The 24982-nt window shown below is 47.4% G+C and carries 17 protein-coding genes; 4 read left to right on the plus strand and 13 right to left on the minus strand.

Annotated elements, in window-relative coordinates; genetic code table 11:
• Position 1: 1 nt before the first annotated feature.
• From FW767_RS10985 to FW767_RS11045, 13 genes are all read right to left on the minus strand, one after another.
• Complete coding sequence (locus FW767_RS10985; protein ID WP_121700078.1) at positions 2-1453, minus strand: glycoside hydrolase family 57 protein; 1452 nt, start codon at positions 1451-1453, stop codon at positions 2-4.
• Between the two features lie 49 nt (positions 1454-1502).
• Positions 1503-2765, minus strand: a complete 1263-nt coding sequence (locus FW767_RS10990) for a glycosyltransferase family 4 protein (RefSeq protein ID WP_121700077.1) — start codon at positions 2763-2765, stop codon at positions 1503-1505.
• 3 nt (positions 2766-2768) lie between these two features.
• Complete coding sequence (locus tag FW767_RS10995; RefSeq protein ID WP_121700076.1) at positions 2769-4712, minus strand: glycogen debranching enzyme N-terminal domain-containing protein; 1944 nt, start codon at positions 4710-4712, stop codon at positions 2769-2771.
• A 164-nt stretch (positions 4713-4876) separates the two neighbouring features.
• Positions 4877-5851 (minus strand): diacylglycerol/lipid kinase family protein, encoded by a 975-nt coding sequence (locus FW767_RS11000; RefSeq protein WP_121700075.1) that lies wholly within the window; start codon positions 5849-5851, stop codon positions 4877-4879.
• 111 nt (positions 5852-5962) lie between these two features.
• A complete protein-coding gene (gene lpxA, locus FW767_RS11005; RefSeq protein ID WP_121700074.1) occupies positions 5963-6748 on the minus strand; it encodes an acyl-ACP--UDP-N-acetylglucosamine O-acyltransferase in 786 nt (261 codons plus the stop codon).
• Between the two features lie 24 nt (positions 6749-6772).
• The gene (locus tag FW767_RS11010) at positions 6773-8155 is read right to left on the minus strand and encodes a TolC family protein (RefSeq protein ID WP_121700073.1); all 1383 of its coding nucleotides are present in this window, start codon (positions 8153-8155) and stop codon (positions 6773-6775) included.
• Positions 8156-8183: 28 nt separating this feature from the next.
• Complete coding sequence (locus FW767_RS11015; protein WP_121700072.1) at positions 8184-11552, minus strand: efflux RND transporter permease subunit; 3369 nt, start codon at positions 11550-11552, stop codon at positions 8184-8186.
• A 54-nt stretch (positions 11553-11606) separates the two neighbouring features.
• Complete coding sequence (locus FW767_RS11020) at positions 11607-12779, minus strand: efflux RND transporter periplasmic adaptor subunit (protein WP_121700090.1); 1173 nt, start codon at positions 12777-12779, stop codon at positions 11607-11609.
• Between the two features lie 154 nt (positions 12780-12933).
• On the minus strand, positions 12934-13515 hold the full coding sequence (locus FW767_RS11025) for a Crp/Fnr family transcriptional regulator (RefSeq protein ID WP_121700071.1): 582 nt from the start codon (positions 13513-13515) through the stop codon (positions 12934-12936).
• 1 nt (position 13516) lies between these two features.
• Positions 13517-15334, minus strand: a complete 1818-nt coding sequence (gene recQ, locus FW767_RS11030; RefSeq protein ID WP_121700070.1) for a DNA helicase RecQ — start codon at positions 15332-15334, stop codon at positions 13517-13519.
• A gap of 2 nt (positions 15335-15336) precedes the next feature.
• Complete coding sequence (locus FW767_RS11035; RefSeq protein WP_121700069.1) at positions 15337-16710, minus strand: undecaprenyl-phosphate glucose phosphotransferase; 1374 nt, start codon at positions 16708-16710, stop codon at positions 15337-15339.
• 95 nt (positions 16711-16805) lie between these two features.
• Positions 16806-18659 (minus strand): DUF349 domain-containing protein, encoded by a 1854-nt coding sequence (locus FW767_RS11040; protein WP_121700068.1) that lies wholly within the window; start codon positions 18657-18659, stop codon positions 16806-16808.
• 576 nt (positions 18660-19235) lie between these two features.
• Entirely contained in the window at positions 19236-19691 is a 456-nt protein-coding gene (locus FW767_RS11045; protein ID WP_121700089.1) for a GNAT family N-acetyltransferase, read from the minus strand.
• 1067 nt (positions 19692-20758) lie between these two features.
• Between FW767_RS11045 and FW767_RS11050 the strand changes: the two genes are divergently transcribed.
• From FW767_RS11050 to FW767_RS11065, 4 genes are all read left to right on the plus strand, one after another.
• The gene (locus FW767_RS11050) at positions 20759-22123 is read left to right on the plus strand and encodes a site-specific integrase (protein WP_150980607.1); all 1365 of its coding nucleotides are present in this window, start codon (positions 20759-20761) and stop codon (positions 22121-22123) included.
• Positions 22124-22310: 187 nt separating this feature from the next.
• Entirely contained in the window at positions 22311-23369 is a 1059-nt protein-coding gene (locus FW767_RS11055; RefSeq protein WP_150980610.1) for a helix-turn-helix domain-containing protein, read from the plus strand.
• 4 nt (positions 23370-23373) lie between these two features.
• A complete protein-coding gene (locus FW767_RS11060; RefSeq protein ID WP_150980614.1) occupies positions 23374-23892 on the plus strand; it encodes a PIN domain-containing protein in 519 nt (172 codons plus the stop codon).
• 51 nt (positions 23893-23943) lie between these two features.
• The gene (locus FW767_RS11065) at positions 23944-24687 is read left to right on the plus strand and encodes a hypothetical protein (protein WP_150980619.1); all 744 of its coding nucleotides are present in this window, start codon (positions 23944-23946) and stop codon (positions 24685-24687) included.
• The last annotated feature ends 295 nt before the right edge of the window (positions 24688-24982 follow it).

Consider the following 24982-nt stretch of genomic DNA (forward strand, 5'->3'; position numbering starts at 1 on the left):
TTTATTTATCTTTGGTTTTTGAAGCGGTAGTCTTCTTGGCAGCCGGTTTTTTAGTCGCGGCGGTTTTTTTCGCGGTTTTACAGGCTTTCTTAGCCGGTTTTTCGGCCTGTTTTCCTTCTGCAACAGCCTGACGGGTTGCATGCTCTTCGTTGAGATGCTCGAGGTTGTTGCGCATCGATGCCACCTCTTTGTTGAGGACTTCGATTTCGGTAGCCTGATTTCGGATAGTGGTGAGCAGAGAGTTGAGCTCTTCGTTTTCAATAGACAATGGATACTGTTCTTCTACGCGCACGATGAAGTCGGCAAGTACGTTCATGTAGTTTGTGAACGCCTGAAACGGTGTTTCGTATGGGCTGAACATGGCATGTACGGCTCCGTCGTTCATGTGCTTGGTTGACATATAGAAGAAGTGGTCGCTGCCCTGCAGATACTGCCAGTCCTGCTTCAGACGACGGTCAGAGCATAGGCGCACTCGCTCGGCTACGGAGTAGAGTTTGTTGAACGCTTCGTTCTGTAACTTATTGCCGAGCCATGCCGATGTGTCACGGGCTTCATCGGCCCATGATATGGGGTGCAAGACGCTAAGGCTGTCTACGGCTTTGAATTTTGACACAACTTCCGATGGTGTCCAGAAGTCGATGCCGCGCTCTGCTGCAAATCGTGGAAGCGCTTCAAGGAACTGGAATATGCCGCTTTCGCGAGGCTGCATCTCACCGAATGTCTCAAGATTCATGAACAGATTGATAACCTGCTCTTCGGCGGGAGTGGATGCGATCCAGTCCATGTATTTGTCTGCAGTCAATGGATAAGCGTCCCATTCGGGATTGCTGAAGCGGAAAGTGATGTCATCACTGAGTTTGTCGTTTTTGAGAAGCAGTTTCAGCTTCGGACATGATGCAGCAGAGTATACATAGTTGGGCGATTTCCAGCCGAGTATGTGTTTTGCTCCTTCGGTTATGCAACCTTTGTAGCCCATGTCGTAGATCATGGGTGCCATCTCGTCGCAATATACAAGCTCGGTATTGCGGAATACTTTCGGTTTCTGTCCGAAAAGTTCGTTGATCTTCTCGTCGTGTGCGCGTACTTGTGCGGCAAATTCCTCAGGGTCGATGAGCGATGACAGAGAGTGGGCATAGGTCTCGGCGAGAAATTCAACATTGCCTGTGTCGGCGAGTTTTTTGAGCAGATCGATAAATTCAGGCACGTATTGCTCGCACTGTTCGAGCGCGGTGCCGGTTATGGAGAGAGCGCAGCGGAACTTGCCTCCGGTGTTCTCAATCATCCGCAATAATGCTTCGGCAGCCGGTATATAGCTGCGATGGGCTATGCGCGTGATTATGTCGTCGTTGGCAAAGTCATCATAGTAATAGTGGTCATTGCCTATGTCGAAGAAACGGTATCTTTTAAGCCGGAATGGCTGATGAATCTGAAAATAAAAACAAATAGCTTTCATGAGCTTGTCGGTTTTTTATGTGGTCGTTTTTGTTTATTTACACTGTGTTTTAGTTGCGGTGAAGCACTTTGTTGTATATATCTATTACTTTGGCTCCCGCTTTATCCCAAGTGATGCGGTTGACTTCGTCAAGACCGTCTTCCTTGAGCTGGTCATACATAGCCGGATAGGTGACTATCGAATATATGGCGTCGGCCATGGCGTCGATGTCCCAATAATCGGTTTTGATGACGTTGGTCAGAATTTCTGCACATCCGCTCTGCTTCGATATTATGGATGGCACTCCCATCTGCATGGCTTCGAGCGGAGATATGCCGAAAGGCTCGGATACCGACGGCATGACGTATACGTCGCTTGCCTTGAGCATTTCGTACACCTGTTTGCCTTTCTGGAAGCCCGGGAAGTGGAAGCGGTCGGCTATGCCTCGTTCGGCTGCGAGAGTTATCATCTTGTCCATCATGTCACCGCTGCCGGCCATGACAAAGCGTACGTTGTGATTGTTTTTAAGTACTCGCGCCGCAGCTTCTACAAAGTATTCCGGACCTTTCTGCATGGTGATGCGGCCGAGGAATGTCACTACTTTTTCTTTTGCCCGGGGAGGATCGACACTAAGGAACTCTTCACTCAAGGGGGTCACTGCGTTGTGCACGGTTGTTACCTTTGCGGGGTCTATGCCGTATTTCTCGATGACGGTATTGCGCGTAAGGTTACTTACGGTGATTATGTGGTCGGCATGTATCATGCCGTCACGTTCGATATTGTACACGGTAGGGTTCACGTTGCCGCGCGAGCGGTCAAAGTCGGTGGCGTGGACGTGTATCACAAGGGGCTTTCCGGTTACTTGCTTGGCGTGTATGCCCGCCGGATAGGTAAGCCAGTCGTGGGAGTGTATGACGTCAAACTCTTCGGTGCGTGCTATGACACCGGCACATATGGAGTAGTTGTTGATCTCTTCGAGCAGATTGTCAGGGTAGCGGCCTGAAAACTCTATGCATCCGAGATCGTTCAAGCGCATGTAGTTGAAGTCGGCATAGATGTGGTCGCGCAGACGGTAGTACTCGTCGGGATTCATGATATTGCCTATGCGACTTTCCACATATTCGCGGCTTACATCGCGCCATCCTACGGGTATCTGCGACGCGCCTATGATTTTTGCAAAACTTTTGTCTTCATCGCCGTGAGGCTTGGGGATGACAAATGTGATGTCCATGTTGCCACACTCCCACATCCCCTTGGTGAGACCGTAGCTGGCGGTGCCGAGACCGCCGAGTATATGAGGGGGGAACTCCCATCCAAACATTAATGCTTTCATGGTCTACGCATTTAGTTTTTTAAGATTACGTAATGTACGGAGTACTTCCGCCACGTTGGTGGCCTGCGATATGGCGCCACGGCCCGTAAACGGTGGGTTGCCGTCATAAAGTTGCGATATGGTGCCGATGCAGTTCTGGCTCATCTCGTCCTCAAAGCCTATGAGCATGCGGTCTATGTAGCTTACGCCACTCATGCCGAATACTTTTATGTAAGCATCGGCATACATACCTATCAGCCATGGGCGTGAGGGGCCGTTGTGGTAGGCGCGTTCACGCTCTTCGGGCGAACCGAGATAGAAGGGGCGGTATCCGTAGCTCTTGGGCGACAGAGTGCGCAGTCCTTTGGGGGTAAGCAGCTCACGTGTGACTACGTCAAGCACTCCCTTGCGCTGACGGCGGTCGAGCGGAGAGTAGTCGAGACCTATGGCTATGGCCATGTTGGGGCGTACCGACAGGTCGGCATGGTTGCCGTTGACATAGTCATAAAGATAGCCGTAATCGTTGAGGAATGTATGTATGAACGATGGCTTGGACTGTTGGGCCACTATGAGCCAGTTTTCTCGGTCGTGCTCATAGTCGGCCACTCCTTCGCTGAGGTTGTAGGCAAACATAAGCGCATTGTACCACAACGCGTTGAACTCAACCAGCAATCCGGAGCGAGGTATCAGAGGCCAGCCGTTGGAAGTGGCGTTCATCCATGATACCGGGGTGTTGGTGCTGGTAGTGCCTACAAGGCCGCTTGTCTCTGGCTGAAGGTTGGGATGTCCTCCGGCAAGTATCCAGTTTACAATTTTGGCTACTATGGGGAGGTATCTGTCGCGCGCCTTGTCGAAGCCGAGAGCCTTGCCGTATTGCTGTATGCTCCATACGGCCCATAGCGGAACATCAGGTAGGTCTATACCGTGGATGCGGTTGTCGGGCAGCTCGTTGTCAATGTAGTTTTCGAGGGCTTTCCACGCAGTATTCATTATGTTGTGGAAATCATCGGGATGATTGATGGCAAGAGTTGTCCCGGGCAGGGCGATAAACGTATCGCGTGCGCGTATCTGTCCCCAAGGATAGCCCGATACGATGTATTCGTTTTCTTTGTCTTTGATGTAGAACTGTTTTGCCGAATTTTTGAGGCAGTTGTAGAAACTTGTACGTTTTGTACGGCTTGCCACCTCTATTTCGTACATTTTGCCGAATGACCTCGGTGACGATTCGCTCAGTCCTGCGGAGAATATTATCGACTCGCCTTTCTTGATGGGTATCTCGAAGTAGCCGGGCACCCACTGGTCTTCAGTGTAGGGTATGCCGCGTTCAAGGTCCTTGACATATTCGATGCCGTTATACCAGTTGGGGTTCTGTACCCATACAGGCTTTCGGCTGAACTGCATGTATAGGGTAGGGAAGCCCGGGTACAGGCAGAATGATACACCGTTGTTGATTTCTGTGTAATGGGGGTTCAGCTTGTCGTTCTGCACTACAAGTTCGTTGGCTTCTCGGAATGCGAGAAACGGTCTGAACTGCAGTGTCGTGTCAGAGTGTGCGTCTACAAGAGTGTAGCGTATAAGTATACGGTTCTCTTCCGAGCTGAACACCATCTCCTTGGTGAGGATGACTCCGCCTACGCGATAGGTAGTGCGGGGCACGCTCTCGCAGTCGTATTCTCTTATGTACTTGTGCCCGTTGGGGCTATACACACCTCCGGAATACCTGTGCAGTCCGAGATTGAACGGGGCACCGTGCTGTATGACAGTCTCGTCAAGAGACGACAGCATGACAAAAGACTTGTTGTCCATCTCTGGGATAGGTATCACAAGCAAGCCGTGTTGCTTGCGGGTGTTGCATCCCACTATCGATGAGCAATGGTAAGCCCCTGCCTGATTGGTGCGGAGCATCTCTTTGGACAGTGACTGCTCCAAGTTAATCATGAGGTTTTTATCAAATTTAAGATAACTCATTTGTTTTAAGTTAGTATATTAGTTGGTATATTGTTCTGATTCGGGTTATGTGATACATTGCAATGTTACTTATTTTTTGTGGAATTAGCAAAAAATAAGTTGATAAAATGGGGCGTATCAATTAAAAAATGCCGAACAACATCAATTGCACGGCATAATGTTTGTCATCGGCTTTTGAAGAGTCTTGAAAACGAGCAAAAGATGTCTCTCATCACGTTTTCCATCGGTGTTATTATCGGGCGGAATACCACTTCTTTTGTGGGGGTGAATATCTTAAGAGAATTGGCATGGCACTTTATCTCCATTGTGTCGTCGATATTCAGTGGCTCGCCGTCGATGTGCACCGGCCCCTCGTTCTGCCGGTAAATGACTGCCGCCGGAGCTCTGAAAGTATGTATCATGGTGTTGGAGTTTATGTAGCCGGTGAATAGGTCCACACCCATTATTGCGTTGTCGAGCGGTGTGCCGGCATGTACTATGGTTATGTCTAACAGACCGTCGGTTATACTTGCTGTAGGGGCGATGTAGGCGTTGTTGCCGTACTGCGAAGCGTTGCAGCAGGCTATGAGAAACGCTTTCTCGGTGATTATCTGGCCGTTTGCACTGACCGTATAGACCTGCGGGTGATATTTTATGTATTCAAGTATGGCGCTTTTTATGTAAGTGAATTTACCGCGACGGTGCTGTCTTGCGAAATTACTGCTTACCGCGGCGTCAAATCCTACTCCGAACGTGCAGAAAAACCGTCGTCCGTTAACTGCTCCGTAGTCGCTTTTGATGATATGGTCCTCTGCTATGATTTTAACGGCCGCGAGCGGATCGAGCGGTATGCCGAGATGCCGAGCAAGTCCGTTGCCTGAACCGCACGGTATGATGCCGAGGGCTGTGTCAGTATCGCATAGTGCGGTGGCTGTTTCGTTTACCGTACCGTCGCCGCCTACTGCAATCACCCCATAGTATCCGGATTTTACCGCATTTTCTGCCAGTCGTGTGGCGTCGCCGCGGGCACATGTATAGTTGGTCATGATTTCATAGCCCAATGGCTCGAGATGTGTGTATACAAGAGCCTCAATGTCGTTTTTATCACCCACTCCCGATACAGGATTGATAATAAGCAGCAGTCTGCGAGGTTGATCCATATTTCCCTAGAATAGTAGTTTGATTACAAAGTTACATTATCCGTGTAAATAAAACAATAGGCAGACTGAAAAGGGTTCAATCTGCCTGTTGCTATTATAGGGTTGTGATATTTATTCGAGGTCAGCCGGTATAGCTACGATTTTCATGTCATGGTTGCGTATGAAGTCTACGATATTGGAGCGTATGTCGCTCGGGTCAACGTCGGCTTCTATGCGTCTTACTGCGTTGAATACGGAGGTTCCTGACTGGTAGACATGGCGGTAGCATTTTGCCACATCGTCAATCTGGTCTTCAGTGAAGCCGTGTTTGCGCATGATAACTGCGTTTATACCGTAGTATACGGCCGGATTATGTGCTATGACAACATATGGAGGAACGTTGCCCACTATGCGGCATCCACCCTTTATGAGTACCCAGTCACCTATTTCGCTGCGTTCGTGAAGCATAGAGTTGGATGACATGATGGAGCATTGACCTACAGTGCAGTCTCCGGCTATCATTACGCCGTTGCCGAGTACCGAGCGGCCTTTTATCAGGCAATCATGGCCTATGTGGGTCTCTGCCGCTATAAAGCAGTCGTCGCCTATTACGGTGCCGCCTGTGGTGCGTATGCCACGGTTTATGATCACATACTCGCGTATTATGTTGTTGTCACCTATCGTGCAGTAGCTTTTATCGCCTTTCCAGCGGAAATCCTGAGGGTCGGCTCCTACAATGGCGCCCTGATAGACTTTGTTGTGGCGTCCCATGCGCGTGCCGCGTATTATGCTCGCGTAGGGCAATATCTCGCAGTCATCGCCTATCTCTACATCGGCGTCAATGAACGCGAACGGGTGAATTGTGACGTTGTTGCCTATCTTTGCCGATGGGTCAACATGTGATAACGGACTTATCATGGTCGTGATGATTAGGGGTTTATATTATCGTCCGCCACCGAGCGACTGGTATAGATTGATACCGGCGCGTGCCTTGGCGTTAAGACATGTTACCTGTGCTATCTGTGCCGACAGGAGGCTCTGTTGCGCGGTCAATACTTCCAGATATGTCGATGAACCGTTCAAAGATAGTAATTCTTCTGTAATCTCAACCGATTTCTGAAGATTTTCTACCTGTTGTGCCAGAAGTTTGGCCTTTTCATCGCTTTTGTTGTAAAGCATGAGGGCTTCGCTGACTTCGGCGCTCGCGCTGAGCAGGGCATACTGGAAGTTGTTCATGGCCTGTTGTTGCTGGGCGCGTGTGGCTTCGAGATTGGAGATGAGTTGGCCGCGGGCAAATATCGGGGCGGTTAGCTGTCCTGCAAGCTGGATAAACCATTTTCCGGGGTTGGATATCACCGAGCCGAGAAGGTTGGTGAAGCCGCCGTTGGACGATATGGTTAGGCCCGGATAGAAGGCGGCGCGTGCCTGATTGGTGGCATAGTATGCCATGGCCACGTTTTGCTCGGCTGCGCGCACATCGGGACGCGATGCGAGTTCGCGCATGGGAACTCCTTCACGTACTATGGCCGGAGTGTTGAATTCGGCTCCCGAAGGTATCTCCCATGTCTGTGGCGGCACGTTCATGAGCAGCGACATGGAGTTGTTGGCTTCATGGAGGGCCACTTCAAGATCGGTGATTGAAGCGAGTATGCTGTAGTAGTTGGCCGTGCTTTGGACTACGGCGCTTTCATTCACACGTCCTGCGAGTTTGAGGTTTTTCATCACCTGTACGCTCTCGCTCCAGTATTCGGCTGTCTGACGGCTTATCTCGAGTTGCTTTTCAAGCATCGATATCGAGTAATAGCAGTTGGCTACGCCTGCTATTATCTGTGAGCGCACTGCCTGTTCGTATGCTTCGCTCTGAAGCAGAGCAGCTTTGGCGCGCCGGTTGGAGTTCAGCAGTTTCCCGAATATATCGATTTCCCAACTCACGGCCAGAGGTATCTGGTAAGTCCAGTTCATATGAGAGTGGTCATACGATGCTGCCGAGGCGTTGGGCATAAGGGTCAGCGAAGGCAGATAGCTTAGGCGTGCGCCCTTGAGCTGTGCATGGGCTATGTCTACATTCAGCTTTGCGTTGTTGAGGTTTGTGTTGTTGACGAGAGCTTGGTCTATGAGCCCGGCAAGTATCGGGTCGGTAAACACGTCCTGCCACTTCATGTTGCCGAAGGCGGCTTCATTGGTCTCGGAGTTTACCGCCTCGACATACTGCGACGTCAAGGCGTCATCTGTAGGCATGCTGAACTTGTTGTAAATGTGGCAGCTCGACAGAGCTCCCACACTTACAATAATTATAGCCGCGCGTGAAATATTATTTAAAGTCATAATACTTGGTTTCTGTTAAGTAAGTTTGTTAACGCGAGTACTGCTCGATTTCCGACTGTAGGCCGGTGTTGTCTGTATCTTCCCACTTAAGCGGCGAGAACTTCTCCTGAATGATCTGGAATACGACAAACAGCGCCGGTACGATAAGTACCTGTAGTATCATGCCTATAAGCATACCGCCTATGGCTCCGGTACCGAGGGCACGGTTACCGTTGGCGCCTACGCCGTGGGCAAACATCATAGGCAGAAGTCCTATGACGAGGGCGAGAGAGGTCATGAGGATAGGACGCAGACGGGCGGTGGCGCCTTGGATGGCTGCGTTGACTATCGACATGCCGGTGCGGCGGCGCTCAAGAGCGAACTCCACAATAAGGATGGCGTTTTTGGCAAGAAGACCGATAAGCATGATAAGGGCTATCTGCAGATAAACGTTATTGGATATGCCGTCCATTCCGGCAAATACGAACGAGCCCATGAGACCGAACGGTATCGAAAGGATTACCGCCCAAGGTATGATGTAGCTCTCATACTGTGCCGACAGAAGGAGGTAAACGAAGAGCAGACACAGACCGAATATCATGGCTGTGGCATTGCCCGATGTGCCGGCTTCCTCACGGGTCATACCCGAGTATTCGTAGCCGTAACCGGCGGGCAGAGACTGTGCAGCCACTCGCTCGATGGCGGCAAGACAGTCACCGGTGGTATAGCCCAGTGCAGGCTGGCCGGTAACCGATATGGATGCAAACATGTTGAAGCGGTTGAGCAGGTCGGGGCCATATACTTTCTTCAGTGTTACGAAGTTGGAGAGCGAGGCCATTTCGTTGCCGTTGCGTATCTTGATGCTTGACAGAGTTTCGGGTGATACGCGTGACTCTGGCGATGCCTGCATCATGACGCGGTATATCTTACCGAAACGGTTGAAGTTGCTGACATACATACCTCCGTAGTATCCCTGAAGTGTGCTTAGTATGGTTGAGGGGCTGATGCCGGCCTGCTTGGCTTTGGCAGCGTCGATGTCGACCATATACTGCGGAAATGAGGGATTGAAGGTCGAGTAGGCCATCTGTACTTCGGGCTGGGCCATAAGTTCGGCGAGGAAGTTCTGTACGATGCCGTAGAAAGTTTCGATAGAACCGCCTGTCTTGTCCTGCATTTTGAGGTCAAAACCGTTGGTCAGCGAATAACCCGATATCATCGGCGGAGCGAAAGCCACGAGTCGGCCGTCTTTGATTGATGACGTTACGCCATAGATTTGCTGAAGTATGGCAGTGTTGGACTGTGTCTCGTCACGCTCCGACCAGTCGTTGAGTTTCACGATGATTGTGCCGTAGGTGTTGCCTTGGCCTGCAAGGAAGCTGTAACCCATGATCTTCTGGGTGTACTTCACCCCGGGTATCTTGAGGATGGCAGCGTCGATCTTGTCGAGGGCGGCGCTGGTGCGTTCCTGCGAGGTGCCCGGAGGCATGTCAAGCATGGTGAAGAGGTAGCCGGTATCTTCGTCAGGCACAAGTGTGGTGGGGGTGATGGACATCAACCATACAAGTACTGCTACAGAGGCGGCCACAATGCCGAATGAGGTTATCTTGTGGGCCACGAAGAATGAAGTGGCTTTGTGGTATACTTTAAGCAGACGGCTGTAGCCGAGTTCGAAACCGGCCTTGAAACGGTCGCTGAAGATGCCCATTATGGCTATGATAGCACATGCCGAGGCTACGACAAGTTTCCAGATGACATTGAATTGATACCATCCGAGCACCATGAAAGTGATGGTGGCTGCGAGGAAGAGGAATGTCACCAACGGAGGCAGGTTGAGTTTCCATGCCGAGGCATAGCGCTTTTTCATCGTATCGGCGGCTTCGGCATAAGCCGTGCCCATACGCTCTTTAAGTGACGAGTCGTCATTGTGGGCTTTAAGGAACACAGCACACAGTGCCGGTGACAGCGTAAGAGCGTTGATGGCCGACAGACCGATGGCTATGGCCATGGTCAGACCGAACTGCTTGTAGAATACACCTGAAGTGCCGGGCATGAATGACACCGGAATAAACACAAGCATCATGACGAGCGTAATCGATATGATGGCGCCGCCTATCTCACTCATGGCGTCAATCGATGCCTTGCGCGGATTCTTATAGCCTACGTCGAGCTTGGCGTGGACTGCCTCGACGACCACAATGGCATCGTCGACCACAATGGCTATGGCAAGTACGAGCGCTGAGAGGGTGATGAGGTTTATGGAGAAGCCGATGAGGTACATGATGAAGAATGTGCCGACAAGGGCTACCGGTATGGCTATCGCCGGTATGATGGTAGAACGGAAGTCCTGAAGGAAGACGTAGGTCACGAAAAACACAAGAATGAAAGCTTCGATAAGGGTCTTTATAACCTCATGTATTGATGCCTCAAGGAAGTCGTTGTTGTTCATCGGAATAGCGAAGTGCAGACCCTTGGGAAGGTCTTTGGACAAGAGGTCAATCTCTTTTTCACAGTCCTTGATGATCTGGGTGGCATTGGAGCCTGCGGTCTGGAATATCATCGCTGAAGTCGAAGGATAGCTGTTAAGACCGTTGCTGAAGCCGTATGTCACACGACCGAGTTCTATATCGGCCACGTCTTTCAGGTAGAGCACCTGACCGTCGGAATTGGCGCTTACTACAATGTCGCCGAATTCCTCGGGTGTTGTAAGACGTCCTTTATATTTAATGGTATACTGGAAGGACTGGTCGCCTTGTTCGCCAAACGAACCCGGTGCTGCCTCGACGTTCTGCTCACGAAGAGCGGCGGATATGTCGGACGGCATGAGTTTGTACTGGGCCATAACATCGGGCTTGAGCCATATACGCATGGAGTAGTCGGCACCGAACGACATCACATCGCCGACGCCGTTTACACGCTGAAGCTGCGGAATGACGTTGATTTTCATGTAGTTGTCAATGAACACCGCGTCGTACTCACCGTTGTCGCAATAAAGGGCTACACCCATAAGCATCGAGGTCTGGCGCTTCTGTGTGAGCACACCTACTTGGGTTACTTCCGCGGGCAGGAGGTTGGTGGCCTTGGCTACACGGTTCTGTACATCGACAGCTGCCATGTCGGCGTTGAAGCCCTGTTTGAAGTAAACGGTTATGTCGGCCGAACCTGTGTTGGTGGCGGTCGATTCCATATGGGTCATACCCTCGGCGCCGTTTATCGACTCTTCGAGGGGGGCTATTACCGAGTTAAGTACGGCTTGGGCGTTGGCACCCGTATATGTCGTAGATACGCGGATTGTTGGCGGGGCAAGGTCGGGATACTGCGTGATAGGCAGCGATGTAAGACCGATCAAACCCAGCAACACGATAAAGATTGATATAACCGTCGATAGCACAGGACGGTTAATGAATGTATCTAATTTCATGTCTGTTTGATAGTTATGATAGCTCTTCTTGTAGTGAAAGAGTGAATGAAGATGTTATTGGGCGGCTGAAGGCTGTTGGGGTGCGGTTTTTGCCGAAGCATCGACGGGCTGTATGGTCACTCCGTCTCTTACCTTGGTTCCGATGCCTTCAACGGCTATGCGCTGTCCCGGTTCGAGACCCGACATGACGATGAAGTTTTTACCGTCATCGTTGGGCGATACCTGTATCGGAGTCGACACTACCTTGTTGCTGTCGTTGACTACGTAAGCGAAGCGTATGTTCTGCAATTCGTTGGTGGCTCCTTGGGGTATGACGATTACCTGTTCGAACTTGTTGGGTATAAGTACCTGTCCGGTAGAACCGCTGCGCAGCATGCCTGTCTTGTTGTTGAAGAGCGCACGTACAGTTGCCGCACCTGTGGTATTGTTGATTACACCCGATACTGTGGCCACTTTGCCTTTTTCAGGATATATCTCGCCGTTTGCGAGTCGGAGGGTAACTTCGGGCATATTGTTGATGCTCTCGGTGAGTGACTTGGCACCGTTGTCGGTGAGGTTAAGTATGTCTTTCTCATTGAGCGAGAAGTAGGCATAAACCTGCGAGTTGTCGCTGACGGTTGTCAGAGGCACTGCCGACGAGGGCGATGCCAGAGAACCTTCACGGTTGGGTATTGTGCCGATAACTCCGTCGGAGGGTGCGGTGACATTGGTGTAAGCGAGGTTTTTGCGTGCGGTGACAAGGCTGGCGTTGGCTTGGCTGAGCTGTGCACGGGCCTGTGCAAGAGCGTTGTCGGCCATCTGCCATTCATATTCGCTTATGATGTTTTTGTCAAAAAGCATGCGCTTGTTGTTGGCGGTGAGCTGGGCGGTGTTGAGTGCGCTCTGTGCCACCTTTACAGCAGCTTCAGCCGATTCTACGGCAGCCTGAAACTGTACTTGGTCAAGGGTGAACAGTACCTGTCCTTTTTTTACCTGTTGTCCTTCGTCAACATGAACTTTGGTTATAAAACCGGTTACCTGAGGCCTTATGTCAATATCGGTGCGGCCTTTTATGGTAGCTGGATAAGCACTTTCAAGATCGGAATTTCCATAATTAACTGTCATGACGGCTATTTCCGGAGCCGGAGCCTGCATCTGCTGCTGTTGTCCGCCTCCACAGGCCGAGAGGCTTAACATAGTTGCCACTGACGCGAAAAGTCCGGCAACAGTCGTTACATTCAATTTCATAAAGTTCGTGTTAAACATATCTTTTTTCCCTTTTAATATCCGGTTGGAAGTATAAATTTCGTTTCAGAATGCAAAGGTAGGTACACAAAACGGTATTGAATATGATAAATGTCATATTCATGATTAAAATTAAGCATTTTTAAGTGTTGTTATATCAGCCGTACTTTCCTGACCTTATACGATATAGGGTCTCTTTCGTTATGCCGAGATAGGAGGCTATCTGGGTGACGGTAGCGCACTCGAGAAGACGCGGATAGCGCTTTAGAGTCCATTCGTAACGCTCCGACGCCGTCATGCTCTGTAGTACGTATATTCGCTCCTCAAGATACTTTGTGTAGTGCATCAGCGAGGCGTTCATGAACAACAATCCTTCATGGTGGTCTATATCTTCAATGCTGATCATGGTTTCGTGCAGTTTGCGGTTGGGCAGATACACTATGTCGCTCGGCTCCATGAACGTGATGGTTAAGGGTATGTCCTCTGAGTTAATGACGAGGTGGGTCATTAGATATTCGTCATCAAAGGCAAACGACATGGTGTGCTCCTTGCCGTCTTTTGTATAAAATGCACGGGCCGCTCCTCTCATTATATAATAAGATGTGTTCTGTATGCTGGAGTTGCCGTCGATGCTCGCTCCACGCGGCATGTGTGACTCCTGCATCAGTCCTGACAGCAAGTTTATCTGGTCCTGATCAAGACGGTGTATGCGCCGTAATATGTCTAACGGATGTGCCATGTCATTTGAAACGTTTTATTAGTTCTGTGAAACGCGACCAGTATTTCAGGCTTTTACACTCGCCGACACCCTCTATGTTGTTGAATTCCCGTAGAGTTACAGGGCGTTTTTTTACCATCTCCATAAGAGTTTTGTCGGTAAATACGAGATAGGGGGCAATGCCTTCCGCTTTGGCGAGCGACATGCGCAGACGCTTCAGTTCGGCAAACAGTAGCTCGGCCGGGTTACGGGAAGGCGTTGCTGCCGGTGATTTTTTTGAAGTTTTGGCGGCGGGTTTGGCGGGATGGTAGCGCGATAGCATTACGGTGGTCGCTCCTTTTAGTACAGACATGCCATAGGGTGTCACTTTAAGACGGTTGTGATCGTTATAGGCCATGTCGAGGAGGCCGAGTTGTATCATCTGTCCGATGTATGAATTCCACTCGCTGAATGGGAGTCGGCGTCCCACGCCGTATGTTTTGATGCGGTCGTAGCCGCGTTCTATTATCTCTGCACGTGCCGATCCGCGCAGTATGTCGGTAAGCATGGTGAGGCCCACCTGCTGCCCTGTACGTATGACGGCGCTGAGCGCCATCTGTGTTATGATGGTGCCGTCGAAGCGTTCCGGCGGATTCAGACACACGTCGCAGTTGCCGCAGTCATGGTCAAGAGTTTCGTTGAAGTAGCTAAGCAGGACACGACGTCGGCATACGGCGCTTTCGCAGTATTCTTTCATGCGGTTCAGTTTCTCCGCATTCAAGACCGGCTGTCCCGATTCGTTAATGAAACTCTGGAGAGTTGCCACGTCGGCATACGAGTAAAACAGTACTGTTTCGGATGGCATGCCGTCGCGTCCTGCCCGTCCTATCTCCTGATAGTAATTCTCCATGTTCCGCGGCATGTTGTTGTGGACAACCCAGCGTATATTGCTTTTGTCTATACCCATGCCGAAGGCTACTGTGGCACACACGGCCTGAATGTCACCGTCGCTGAACATGCGTTGTGCCTCGTCGCGTTTTTTAGGCGTGAGTCCTGCATGGTATACTATGCTTCGGTAGCCACGCAGATTCAGTTCGGCATTTGTGCTTTCCGCACCCTTGCGGCTAAGGCAGTATACTATGCCGGAATCGTCGGGGTATCGATCAATGAGCTTGCTTATGATGCCGATGCGTTTGCTCTTGCCCGGATTAGGCAGTACTTTCAGCGATAAATTGGGCCGGTCAAACGATGCTATATGTATAAACGGATTTTTTAGCTTCAGCTGGGTTATTATGTCATCGCGTGTTATACGGTCGGCCGTGGCTGTAAGTGCTATGACCGGAATGTCGGGAAAACGTTCTTTCAGAATATTTAGCTCTGAGTACTCCGGACGGAAGTCATGGCCCCATTGCGATATGCAATGGGCTTCATCTATGGCAAACAGGCTGACGAAACGGCTGATATCAATGCGTTCCATCTCCTGAAGAAGGCGCTCGGGCGACATGTATAGCAGTTTCATATGCCCTCGTACTGCTTCGTCGAGTGCCCTGCGGTTTTCGTTGCCTGCGTTGCCGCTGTTGACCGCGGTAGCGGGAATGCCGTTAGCGTTCAGTCCGGCTACCTGATCTGTCATGAGCGATATAAGCGGTGACACGACGATGCAGCATCCTTCGTGAAGCATGGCCGGTATCTGGTAGCATATCGATTTGCCGCCGCCGGTGGGCATGAGCGCGAGTGTATCGCGTCCCGACATGATCGAGCGTATTATGTCGAGCTGTCCCGGGCGGAAGCTGTCGTATCCGAAAAAGCGGCGTAACAGCGCGTGTGCGCGTCGGTCTATGTCTTTATAAACTGTGTCCATTGTCAGAATACGTTGTTGTCTGGCTTTAACAGGTTACGTGCGGTAAGAACTATAATTTTAAGATCGAGTATCGGGGTCCAGTTTTCCATATACCAAACGTCGTGCTCCACCCGTTTCTCCATTTTCCATAGTTCTTCGGTAAGTCCGCGGTAGCCGTTTATCTGTGCCCAACCCGTTATGCCGGGCTTGATAAGGTGTCTTATCATGTATCGGTCGATTAGTTTTGTATAGTCGTCGGTCTGGCTTATCATGTGGGGTCGGGGACCGACTATCGACATGTCACCGAGCAGTACGTTGATAAACTGCGGCAGTTCGTCAAGACTTGTTCGGCGTAGGATATGTCCGATAGGTGTTATGCGTGGATCATCGCGCCGGGTCGGTGTGCTGTCGCTCAGGGTGTTTACGTACATTGTCCTGAACTTATAGCATGTGAACTCCTTGCCGAGATATCCGGTGCGTTTTTGCCGGAAGAGTATCGGTCCCGGTGACGTTAGTTTTATTATGATTGATATTGTTACAAAAGCTATCGGAGATATGAGTAGGAATATGGTTGCGCCTATTATGTCGCTGACTTTTTTTATAGCGCGGTTTACGACGCTTTTTAACGGATTGGCCCGGATGCTTAGGAAGGGTACGTTGCCGATGGATCCAAGGTCGTTGACTTTGCCTGCATAACGGCTTATCGGCGGTACGACATAGACTTGAATCAACCGGGCGTCGGCTATGGCTACCACTCTATGCAGTGTCTCGTGGTCTTCGGCCGATAGGGTAAAGTATATCTCGTCAATATGTGTGTTGCTTAAAAATTTGTCAAGACATTCTATAGTACCTATACAATCGTCTGCATTGTCGCAGTTTTTGTCATCAGAGAAGAAGCCTTTGAACGTGTAGCCGTAACCCGGGTCGGAAAGCATCTCTTCGCGCAGACGTTGTGCGGTGGCCCCGGTGCCGATGATGACAACCGAGCTTGAATTGCAACCGCTCCGTCGTATGCGTTTTATAATAAGCCGCGTAGATATTAGGTTTAAGGGCATGATAATGCACATGGCGGAGTAAAACCAAAGGTAGAACGACCTGTCATGTATCCATGAGTTGAGAAATGACAGCAGTGCGAAGAAAAAAAGTGCATGTATGCCTGAGGCTACAAGCGCTTTCTGCATGATTTTGTCGATGTGCAATGACCTTGTGGATGTGTGACGGGTGATGAAATACGTCGCCGGAATGGCGGCTGTATTTGCAACAAGCCAAGTGACTTTCCATCTGAAGCCTATGAGATCGTCATCAAAGATGGTAGCCATAATGTAGCATAAGTTTACGGCCAGAATTGCAGCTGTTGATTCTGCTGCCGAAAGGTAAATGCTGCTTTTGTTGCCCATTGTATATGTTTATAAGCTGAAAGGATGTGTCAACCTGAAGCCCGTTTTAGCTTGTTGACACATCCTTAAAGTCGTGAATGAGGATATTGACAGTACTAAAGTTTGCTGTCAATCAACTTGATCTTTTCTTCGAGCGTAGCGAGGTCGTCTTTTATGCGCTGTATTTTGCGTTCCATGTCGCGCAGAAGTGAGTTGCCGTCTTTCGATTTTACATTAAAGAAGCCCATGTTGTTTTCGTAGGTCTTAAGTTCGTTGCGTTTGGCTTCAAATGTTCTTACAAGACGCTCGCGTTCGCGGTACAGTCTGTTCTCGTCATTGCCTATGTCATTGATGCTTTGGGCAAAATTGGACATGTTGGCTTTTGTCTCCTTGATGTCAAAACGGTCATATAGCGAATCTAATACAGCCTTGTATGCGTCATAGACTTTGTCTTTGTCTTTAAACGGTACGTGACCTGTATTTTGCCATTCAGCTATCAGACTCCGTACGAGTGCTACGGCTTCGGTGCGGTCGGTGTCATCCGTTATCGCTTTTAGTTTTTCTATAATCTCGTTTTTCTGTTTGAGATTGGCTTGTTCGGTCTTTCTTACTCCCGAAGTGGCTTTCTTCCTTCTGTCGAAGAAGTAATCGCATGCTTCTTGGAAACGCTGCCATACATTGTCGCTGTGCTTTTTGTCAACCGGTCCCACTGTCTTCCACTCTTTCTGGAGGGCCACAAGCTGATCGGCTGTCTTTTTCCAGTCGGAACTCTCTTTTAGAGATTCTGCTTTTTCACACAGAGCTTCTTTTTTGGCGAGATTGGCGGCGTGTGTATCGCGCATGTTTTTGAAATACTCGGCTTTCTTTGCGAAAAAGCGGTCGCATGTCTCACGAAAGCGAGCAAACAGGGTGTTGTTTACTTTCTTTGATGCGAAACCGAGTTTTTTCCACTCTTCCTGTGCCGATAGAATCTGCTTGGTCATCTGATCCCAGCCCGAAACATTTTTTAAATTATCGAAATCCAAAGCTTCGATGTGTTCGCAAATTGCTGTCTTTTTTTCTTCGTTTTCGCGTTCACGAGCTTTCCGCTCTTCGAAGAAAGCCTGATATCGTTTGTTGACAGTTGCCGAGGCGTCTTTAAACTTGTTCCAGATTTCTTCACGGATTTCCTTGGCTACAGGGCCTGTTTCGCGCCATTTGTCGTGCAACTCCTGAAGCCTGCGGAATGCAAGTATGACGTCGGGCTCTTCTGCCAGTTTCTCGGCTTCAGAGAGTAAAAGGTTTTTTTGCTCAAGATTTTTCTTGAAGTCGTAGTCGCGCAGATCTTTGTTTATCTTGAGCTGATCGTAAAAACGCTCCACGGCTGCCGAATAATTGCGATAAAGGTCGGTGGTATCGGTAGGCGGTACATCGCCGGTGTCCTTGAATTCCTGTGACAGCTCGCGGAAGCGGGGAAACAGACGGTTTACGTTGTCGGTGTCTTCCGCCATCTTGCCGAGCTCATCTATAATAGCGAGTTTTTTCTCAAGATTCGCTTTTTGTTGGGCTTCTATTTCGGCCAGATATCCAGCCTTTTTTGCTTTTATCACGTCAAGGAGCTGATGCATGCGTTCTTCATCGGCATTATGTAGCGGAGCAAATGCAGCTTCTTCATTGCCTCTTTCAAGAAAAGCTTGCTTTTCGGCCGCAAGTTCCGTCTTGCGGATTGCGTAGAAATATTGTTTCAGTCGTGTGACTTCTTCGCGCACGATTTCAGAACCCTCTCTGGAGCCGATAGCTTCAAGAGTGCTCAATATCTCTTCCTTGGTCAACTGTTTGTCAGCCTCTTCAACTGCTTCGGCATCCTCGGTGTCGACGGATTCCACGGTTATACTTTCTTCAACTTCAGCAGAAGCCTCCGGGGCTCCTTCATTCAAGGTTAAATCCTGATCGGTATTGTCTACCGGTTGGGATTGTTCACGCAATTCCATAGAGTAGTATGATTTGTTAAAATAGTCAATTTAGCACTGTGATACAGTAATAAAGTCCCAAATGTAATGAAAATTTTAATAAGTAAAAGCATTTCTGTCCCAAAAAAGGATATTTAATTAAAATACTCCGTTAAAAACGGACATTGTGCTGTACCTGCGAAACATCATTTATATGTGATGTCGTTACATTGTGCAGGAGTCATGCAGATTTCCTACAAAAAATTAGTAGCGCTTGTGGCTGCCGTGTCGATTCACATAGATGCGTTGTTTCTCATACCTTTTGAAAAGATGAAACGACCACAAATACCTACAATAATAGTCTCAAAAGTCACACAAAAGTTAATAATTATCAATGGCGTGAATTTTTATGCTGGAAAATTATGCCGTAAAACATAAAAGGCCTTATCTTTGCACTGTGTTTTTCATGGTATTAGATTTAAGGTTAAGAAGATTATTCGTCGTGACGACGGGTAATTTTTTTTATACTCGCATTTGTCGTCCCATAAATTAGTCCTATACAACCCCTGTCGTTTATAATGATGTCCAACCTGCCTAATGATGTCATTTTAATATTTGTTATATGTTTTTCTTGATCAAGTACAACATGTCCTTAAGTAGTATGTCCTCTTCGATTATAGGGTGATCATAATTTTTGGTAAAGAAGCCTTTTATCCTATGCGAGTATTTGTAGCCGGCGCTATAATAAAAGTTTAAAGTCGATGGCGTTTCTCCTGTACCAAGTTGAATATTACAGCCTTTATATCGTTGTTCGATGAACTTAAGTATTTCATGCCCGATTCCCTTTCGGCGGTAATCGGGCAATACGGCTATGTTCTTGATTTCAATTAAGGTCTCGGATTCTTTAGTCACCACACATACGCCTATCGGTTTTCCTGAAATAATACCGACATATAAATCTCCTCTGTCAAGATATTTTTCAATCATACTTTCCTGTTCGTCCCCGATGAGAAGCAAATCCAAATATCGCCTCTTAGAGTGCATGATCTGTATTATCTGTATCTTAGACGTCATAACCATAAGCCTTTTGCAAAGATATTCATTTTCTAACAATTATAGAGGTAATGTAAAAAGTTATTTAGCGATATGCAAAGTAGGGGCAGGATTGTAAAAGCCTATCAATGGAAAAGAACGTCAATTACTTCATTGTCAAGTCGGAAAAATCAGTGTAAATTTACAGTGCAGTATTCCTTTGGGGATATTGTACCCTTACATATTAGCTTAATGCGCCTCTGAATCACCACCTCGGAATGTTCACGAGCGATCAATACACATTGAGAACGTGTCTTACGGCGCGTGCTTTCTCATAGTGTATTAAGGCTTGTGGTGAGCCAAGAGTCGTATGGCGAAAGTCTGCGCTTTTGTTTTATCGGCAAATGCGCACAATATTAACATCGAAATTCATTCAATCAATGGAATAAGAAACGAAAACACCACTTGCCGAATTATTACTCAAAACTGTATCAAGGTAAGCGATATGGAGAGAATAACAGCGAATCGTTCATAGTTCCATCAGCTATCAAAATAATGGTGTGGATTGCTTTAATAGTAGGCATACTTGGTCTATTTAGTGAAGTTGAGCATGGTTCATGTAAATTCGGACTTGGCATAATAGCTTCGTCAGTTTTCTTGTTCGGCTTCTTTATGCCATGCGCGGCTCTCTTTGCGATTCTACTGACCCCGGAGATGGTGGGCCGTGTTGCGCTTGGCTACCTAATAAAATAAAAATAGCTGAAAATCAAATGATTATCAGCTATTTGAGGTGCCCGGAACAGAAGCAACCGAATGAAATGTAATGAAAGAGTATGGAAGTGGGTTCAAGTTTTGGCAAAATTGATAATACGCTAATAAATAAGGATATACGTTGTAGTTAATGTAAAAACGAGGTGTCGTTTTCATCCATATTAAATCAGTAGAAATCACTTTGGAGGACAAAAGGAGGACAAAAATTTGGAGCGTAAGACATTTATTATTAACTTTGTAATAGAAAACTAACGAGTGAATGTAAAACAACAGTCAACTTTCAGCACGGTCTTCGGCTGAAATTTTCTGTCCTCCAACACATAAATTTGCGTCCTCCAATGGCAAGTATCAAGCGTTATCTATCATCTAAAGTAGAAGGAAACGGACGTTCCGAAATCCTTTTACGATTGAGCCTGTCCAAGAATGACAAGTATAGGCTTAAGAGTGGCATATACATCAACCCCGATCGTTTCAACGATGGAGTGATTACTAAGCCTCGTGCCAACCAGCAAGAAATTGCAGATCTTAAAGATCTCGAACGAAAACTCAGAGATCTGGAGGACTTGATTTATGAGTTGTGCGAGAAACATCCAATCGGAGATTTGACCAAAGAGTTCTTTGAGAAGGAGATTTTCCGCTTTCACAACCCTAAGAAAGAGCGTAAGCCGAAAGAGGTGGAGCAAAAGCTGAAAAAGAAATTTACTGAGCTTGTGGAAGAGTTCCCTGACAAGAGAGGGCTCTCTGAGTGGCGCCGTCGTAGATATGGCGTTCTCAGCCGTAGCCTACACCGCTTTGAGCTTTATCGTAAAGTGAAACGTCGTGCGCCCTTTACTCTCGACTTCGATATGTTCAATACGGAAGTGCTGGAGCAATACGAGGAATTTTTACGCAATGAGCCGGAGATATTCGACAAATATCCTAAAATCTTTGAGCAGTACCCGGCTGAAACAAGGAAGAACCATAAGTCTCGTAGACCATCTGACAAAGGTGATAATACTATCATCGGTATTTTTGCCTGCCTTAGAACATTCTTCCGTGCTGCCATAGAGGAAGGTCTTACTACCAGCAATCCTTTCGATAAGTATCACGGCAAGACAACAGAAAAGTATGGCACTCCCATTTATATCACTATCGAGGAACGTGATATAATCGCAGACTTTGACCTTTCAACAAACAAGCCTCTTGAAGTCCAGCGAGACATATTCATATTCCAGTGCTGTATTGGATGCCGAGTTTCAGATTTAATGCGTCTCACGCCGAGCAATGTAATCAACGGCTATGTAGAGTATATCGCCAGCAAGACGATGAATGACAGGTCTGACGTCATAAGGGTGCCCCTTACCCAGCGCGCAAAAGATATTCTTGAAAAGTACAAGGACGCGGAGAAGGACGGCAAGATACTCCCGTTCATAAGCTCACAGAAGTATAATATAGCCATCAAGCGCATCTTCAAGGAATGTGGCATTACAAGAATGGTGACAGTGCTTAACCCGACCACTGGCAAGGAAGAGCAGCGTCCAATAGATGAAATAGCCAGCAGTCACCTTGCGAGACGTACATTCGTCGGCAATCTCTACAAGAAAGTCAAGGATCCAAATCTTGTAGGAGCATTAAGCGGACATAAAGAAGGTAGCCGTGCCTTTGCCCGATACCGAGAGATTGACGATGACTTGAAGAAAGAGATGATCGGCTTCATTGAGTGAGCCGGGAAACATTAGAACGTCACACAAATATAACCGCCATTCACTATTTTGAGTGTATGGCGGTATTTTTTTCACCCTCAATTTTATCTGATAATCCACAATAACCCTACTGCGTCAACTTTTTACCCCCGATTATGGTTGACATACAAGATATTTTTATTAACTTTGTCAACCAAATAGAATAGATATGAACAATCAAGCTACCGACATATTTTCACGCCGTCTAAGACAAGCCAGATTGATGAGAGGTATTTCACTGGAGAAACTTGCTCAATCCCTGGCTGCACCTGTCAGCAAACAGGCAATCAACAAGTATGAGAAGGGACAGATGAAGCCAGATAGCAGTGTCTTGATAGCCCTTGCCAACGCATTGGATATGAAGATAGACTATTTCTTCCGTCCCTTTACCGTAGAAGTCGACAAGGTGGAGTTCCGCAAGAAATCAGGATTTACTGAGAAAATGGCAAATGCTGTGAAAGAGCGTGTCCGTGAGGAACTGGAGCGTTATCTTGAAATCGAGCAGATTGCCGGTTCACAGGTACGTTTCACCCTGCCACGTAAGGAGGTGCGGACTCTGGAAGAGGCAAAGGTATTTGCCAGAGATATCCGCCAGATTTTAGCCCTTGGCAATGACGGCATATCCAACGTGATAGAGGTTCTTGAAGACAATGGAATAAAAGTTATAGAGCTTGCAGAAAATGAAGGCTTTGATGGATTGAGCGGTTTTGCAAATGAAGAGATACCGCTCATAGTTGTAAACGGCAACTTCCCTACTGAGCGTAAGAGGTTCACCGCCCTTCATGAGTTGGGGCATCTTCTTCTCGATATTCCGGCAAATGTATCGCCTAAAGAAATTGAGAGTCTGTGCAATGCTTTTGCAAGTGAAATGTTACTCCCTGCAGTCGTGCTTAAATCTAAATTAGGGAATGCCCGACATGATATTTCGCTGTCAGAGTTGACCGACATTCAACGTCAGTTCGGAATTTCTGTTGATGATATTATGGCTTCCTTACAGGAATTAGGGGTAATATCTGATAATCGCTATACTGTTTTTCAGAAGAAGAAGAACACTATGGCAGACTTCCGGGCATTGGTAGAGAAATCACGTGTTGAGCTGGAAAAGTCAGGACGGTTTGCAAGAATGGTATATCGAGCATTGGCAGATGAAATAATCACTTTATCAAAAGCTGCCGTTCTGCTAAACACCACTGTAGACAACATAAAGACCAATCTTCAGTTAGTGTAAGTCAATGGAGATAATAGTCAACGACACAAATATCTTCATTGATTTGCATTCGATAGGATTGCTGCGTGCATTGTGTGACTTACCATACGATGTGCGTACCGTTGATTTTGTGGTAAATGAAATCAAGGACCCGACTCAGCTTGAATATTTGACGGCATTAGTTACGGAAGGGAAAATCAAGGTTGAGACCTTTAATATTGAGGAATTGGCTGAGATTATAGCGGAGCATTCAATAGTGCCCGGCAATCTATCAATTCCCGATTGTTCTGTTTGTTACTATGCGAGAAAGCACTCCGCGACACTTTTAACCGGAGACAGACAACTGCGCAAATATGCAGAAAACAACAATGTAGCCGTAAGAGGTGTTCTTTTCATATTTGATGAACTGGTAGCACGGAATATCATAGAAGCCGGGATTGCGGCTCAAAAGCTCAGGGAACTTACTAATATAAACGTCCGTTTGCCTAAGTCTGAGATTGAGAAACGCATTAAAAAATGGTCAAATACCAAATCTCAGGAGTAAAATTTGCGATTACGATTGTTTCTAAATAAGAAATGAGCATCGCATCATGATATGGATCTAATAGAAATAAATCATACGATAGGCTGCCTGTCAGCCGAGCTGTCACTCTACGAATGTAGCATGAGTGATGTATCTCTTACAACCCTTAGGAAGTTATCCTCATTCTTAAAAGAAAGTCATTTGGATTTTGACCGAGGCGCCAGAGCAGCGGTTAAGGACAAGGCTATAGAGTTCTTTATGGAAGAATTGTATGCCTCCCTGACTGATTTTTCAAACTGGTACGTCGAGAATAAAGATGAGTCCTGCGAAGAAGACATATGCGATGAAATCAAAACTATCTTTGAGCAGATAGAATTGATGTGGCGTCCGCTCATTGAAGAGTTGTTCCCAAAATTTGTCGACCCGAACCGCGAAAAAGAAGAGATTGATGACAATGATCCTGAAGGATATAATAAGATTTATGGTAGACCGGGAGAAAAGTATAGGAGTATCAGATATGACATTACAGAAAATCCACAATACCCACATTTGACAAAAGATGAAATCTTCAGACGACTCAAAAGCATCGTCAGTCGATTTCCTGCCGAGGGTGCGGATATATCACGATTACTCAGTCTTGCCTTCAAATATGAGCTGCTCAGTAGAATCCCATATAGAAAATCTGTCATTCGTGAACTTGAAATGACAAGTTCAGAGCAAAGCCTCACAGAATTTATATCAAATAAAGATGATGAAATTTCATATAGCAAAAGATTAGAGGCTATGAAAGAAGAATTACTGAGAAAACAACCATAATCTTTCACAGCAAACTATAAAAATGCACTGAAAATGCTTTACTTGCTTTAATTAAAGCATCAAGTGATAAAGATAAAGGGACTCTGTACGTACAGGGTCCTAATTTTGTGCCGTAATTCAAAAATGAAGTAATTATGGCAGCAGAAATAATGAGTTCAATACTCGGTGTGGAAAAGCCACTCTACTTTGACCCTTTTGGCCAAACAGAATTTACCCACCTTGGCCATAATATGATTGACCCTTTAAAGTCCTGGTGTTAGGGGTCAATTTTATTTTACCCTTTTAATTCTCTATT

This window comes from Heminiphilus faecis (assembly GCF_008728965.1).
GTDB lineage: Bacteria > Bacteroidota > Bacteroidia > Bacteroidales > Muribaculaceae > Muribaculum > Muribaculum faecis.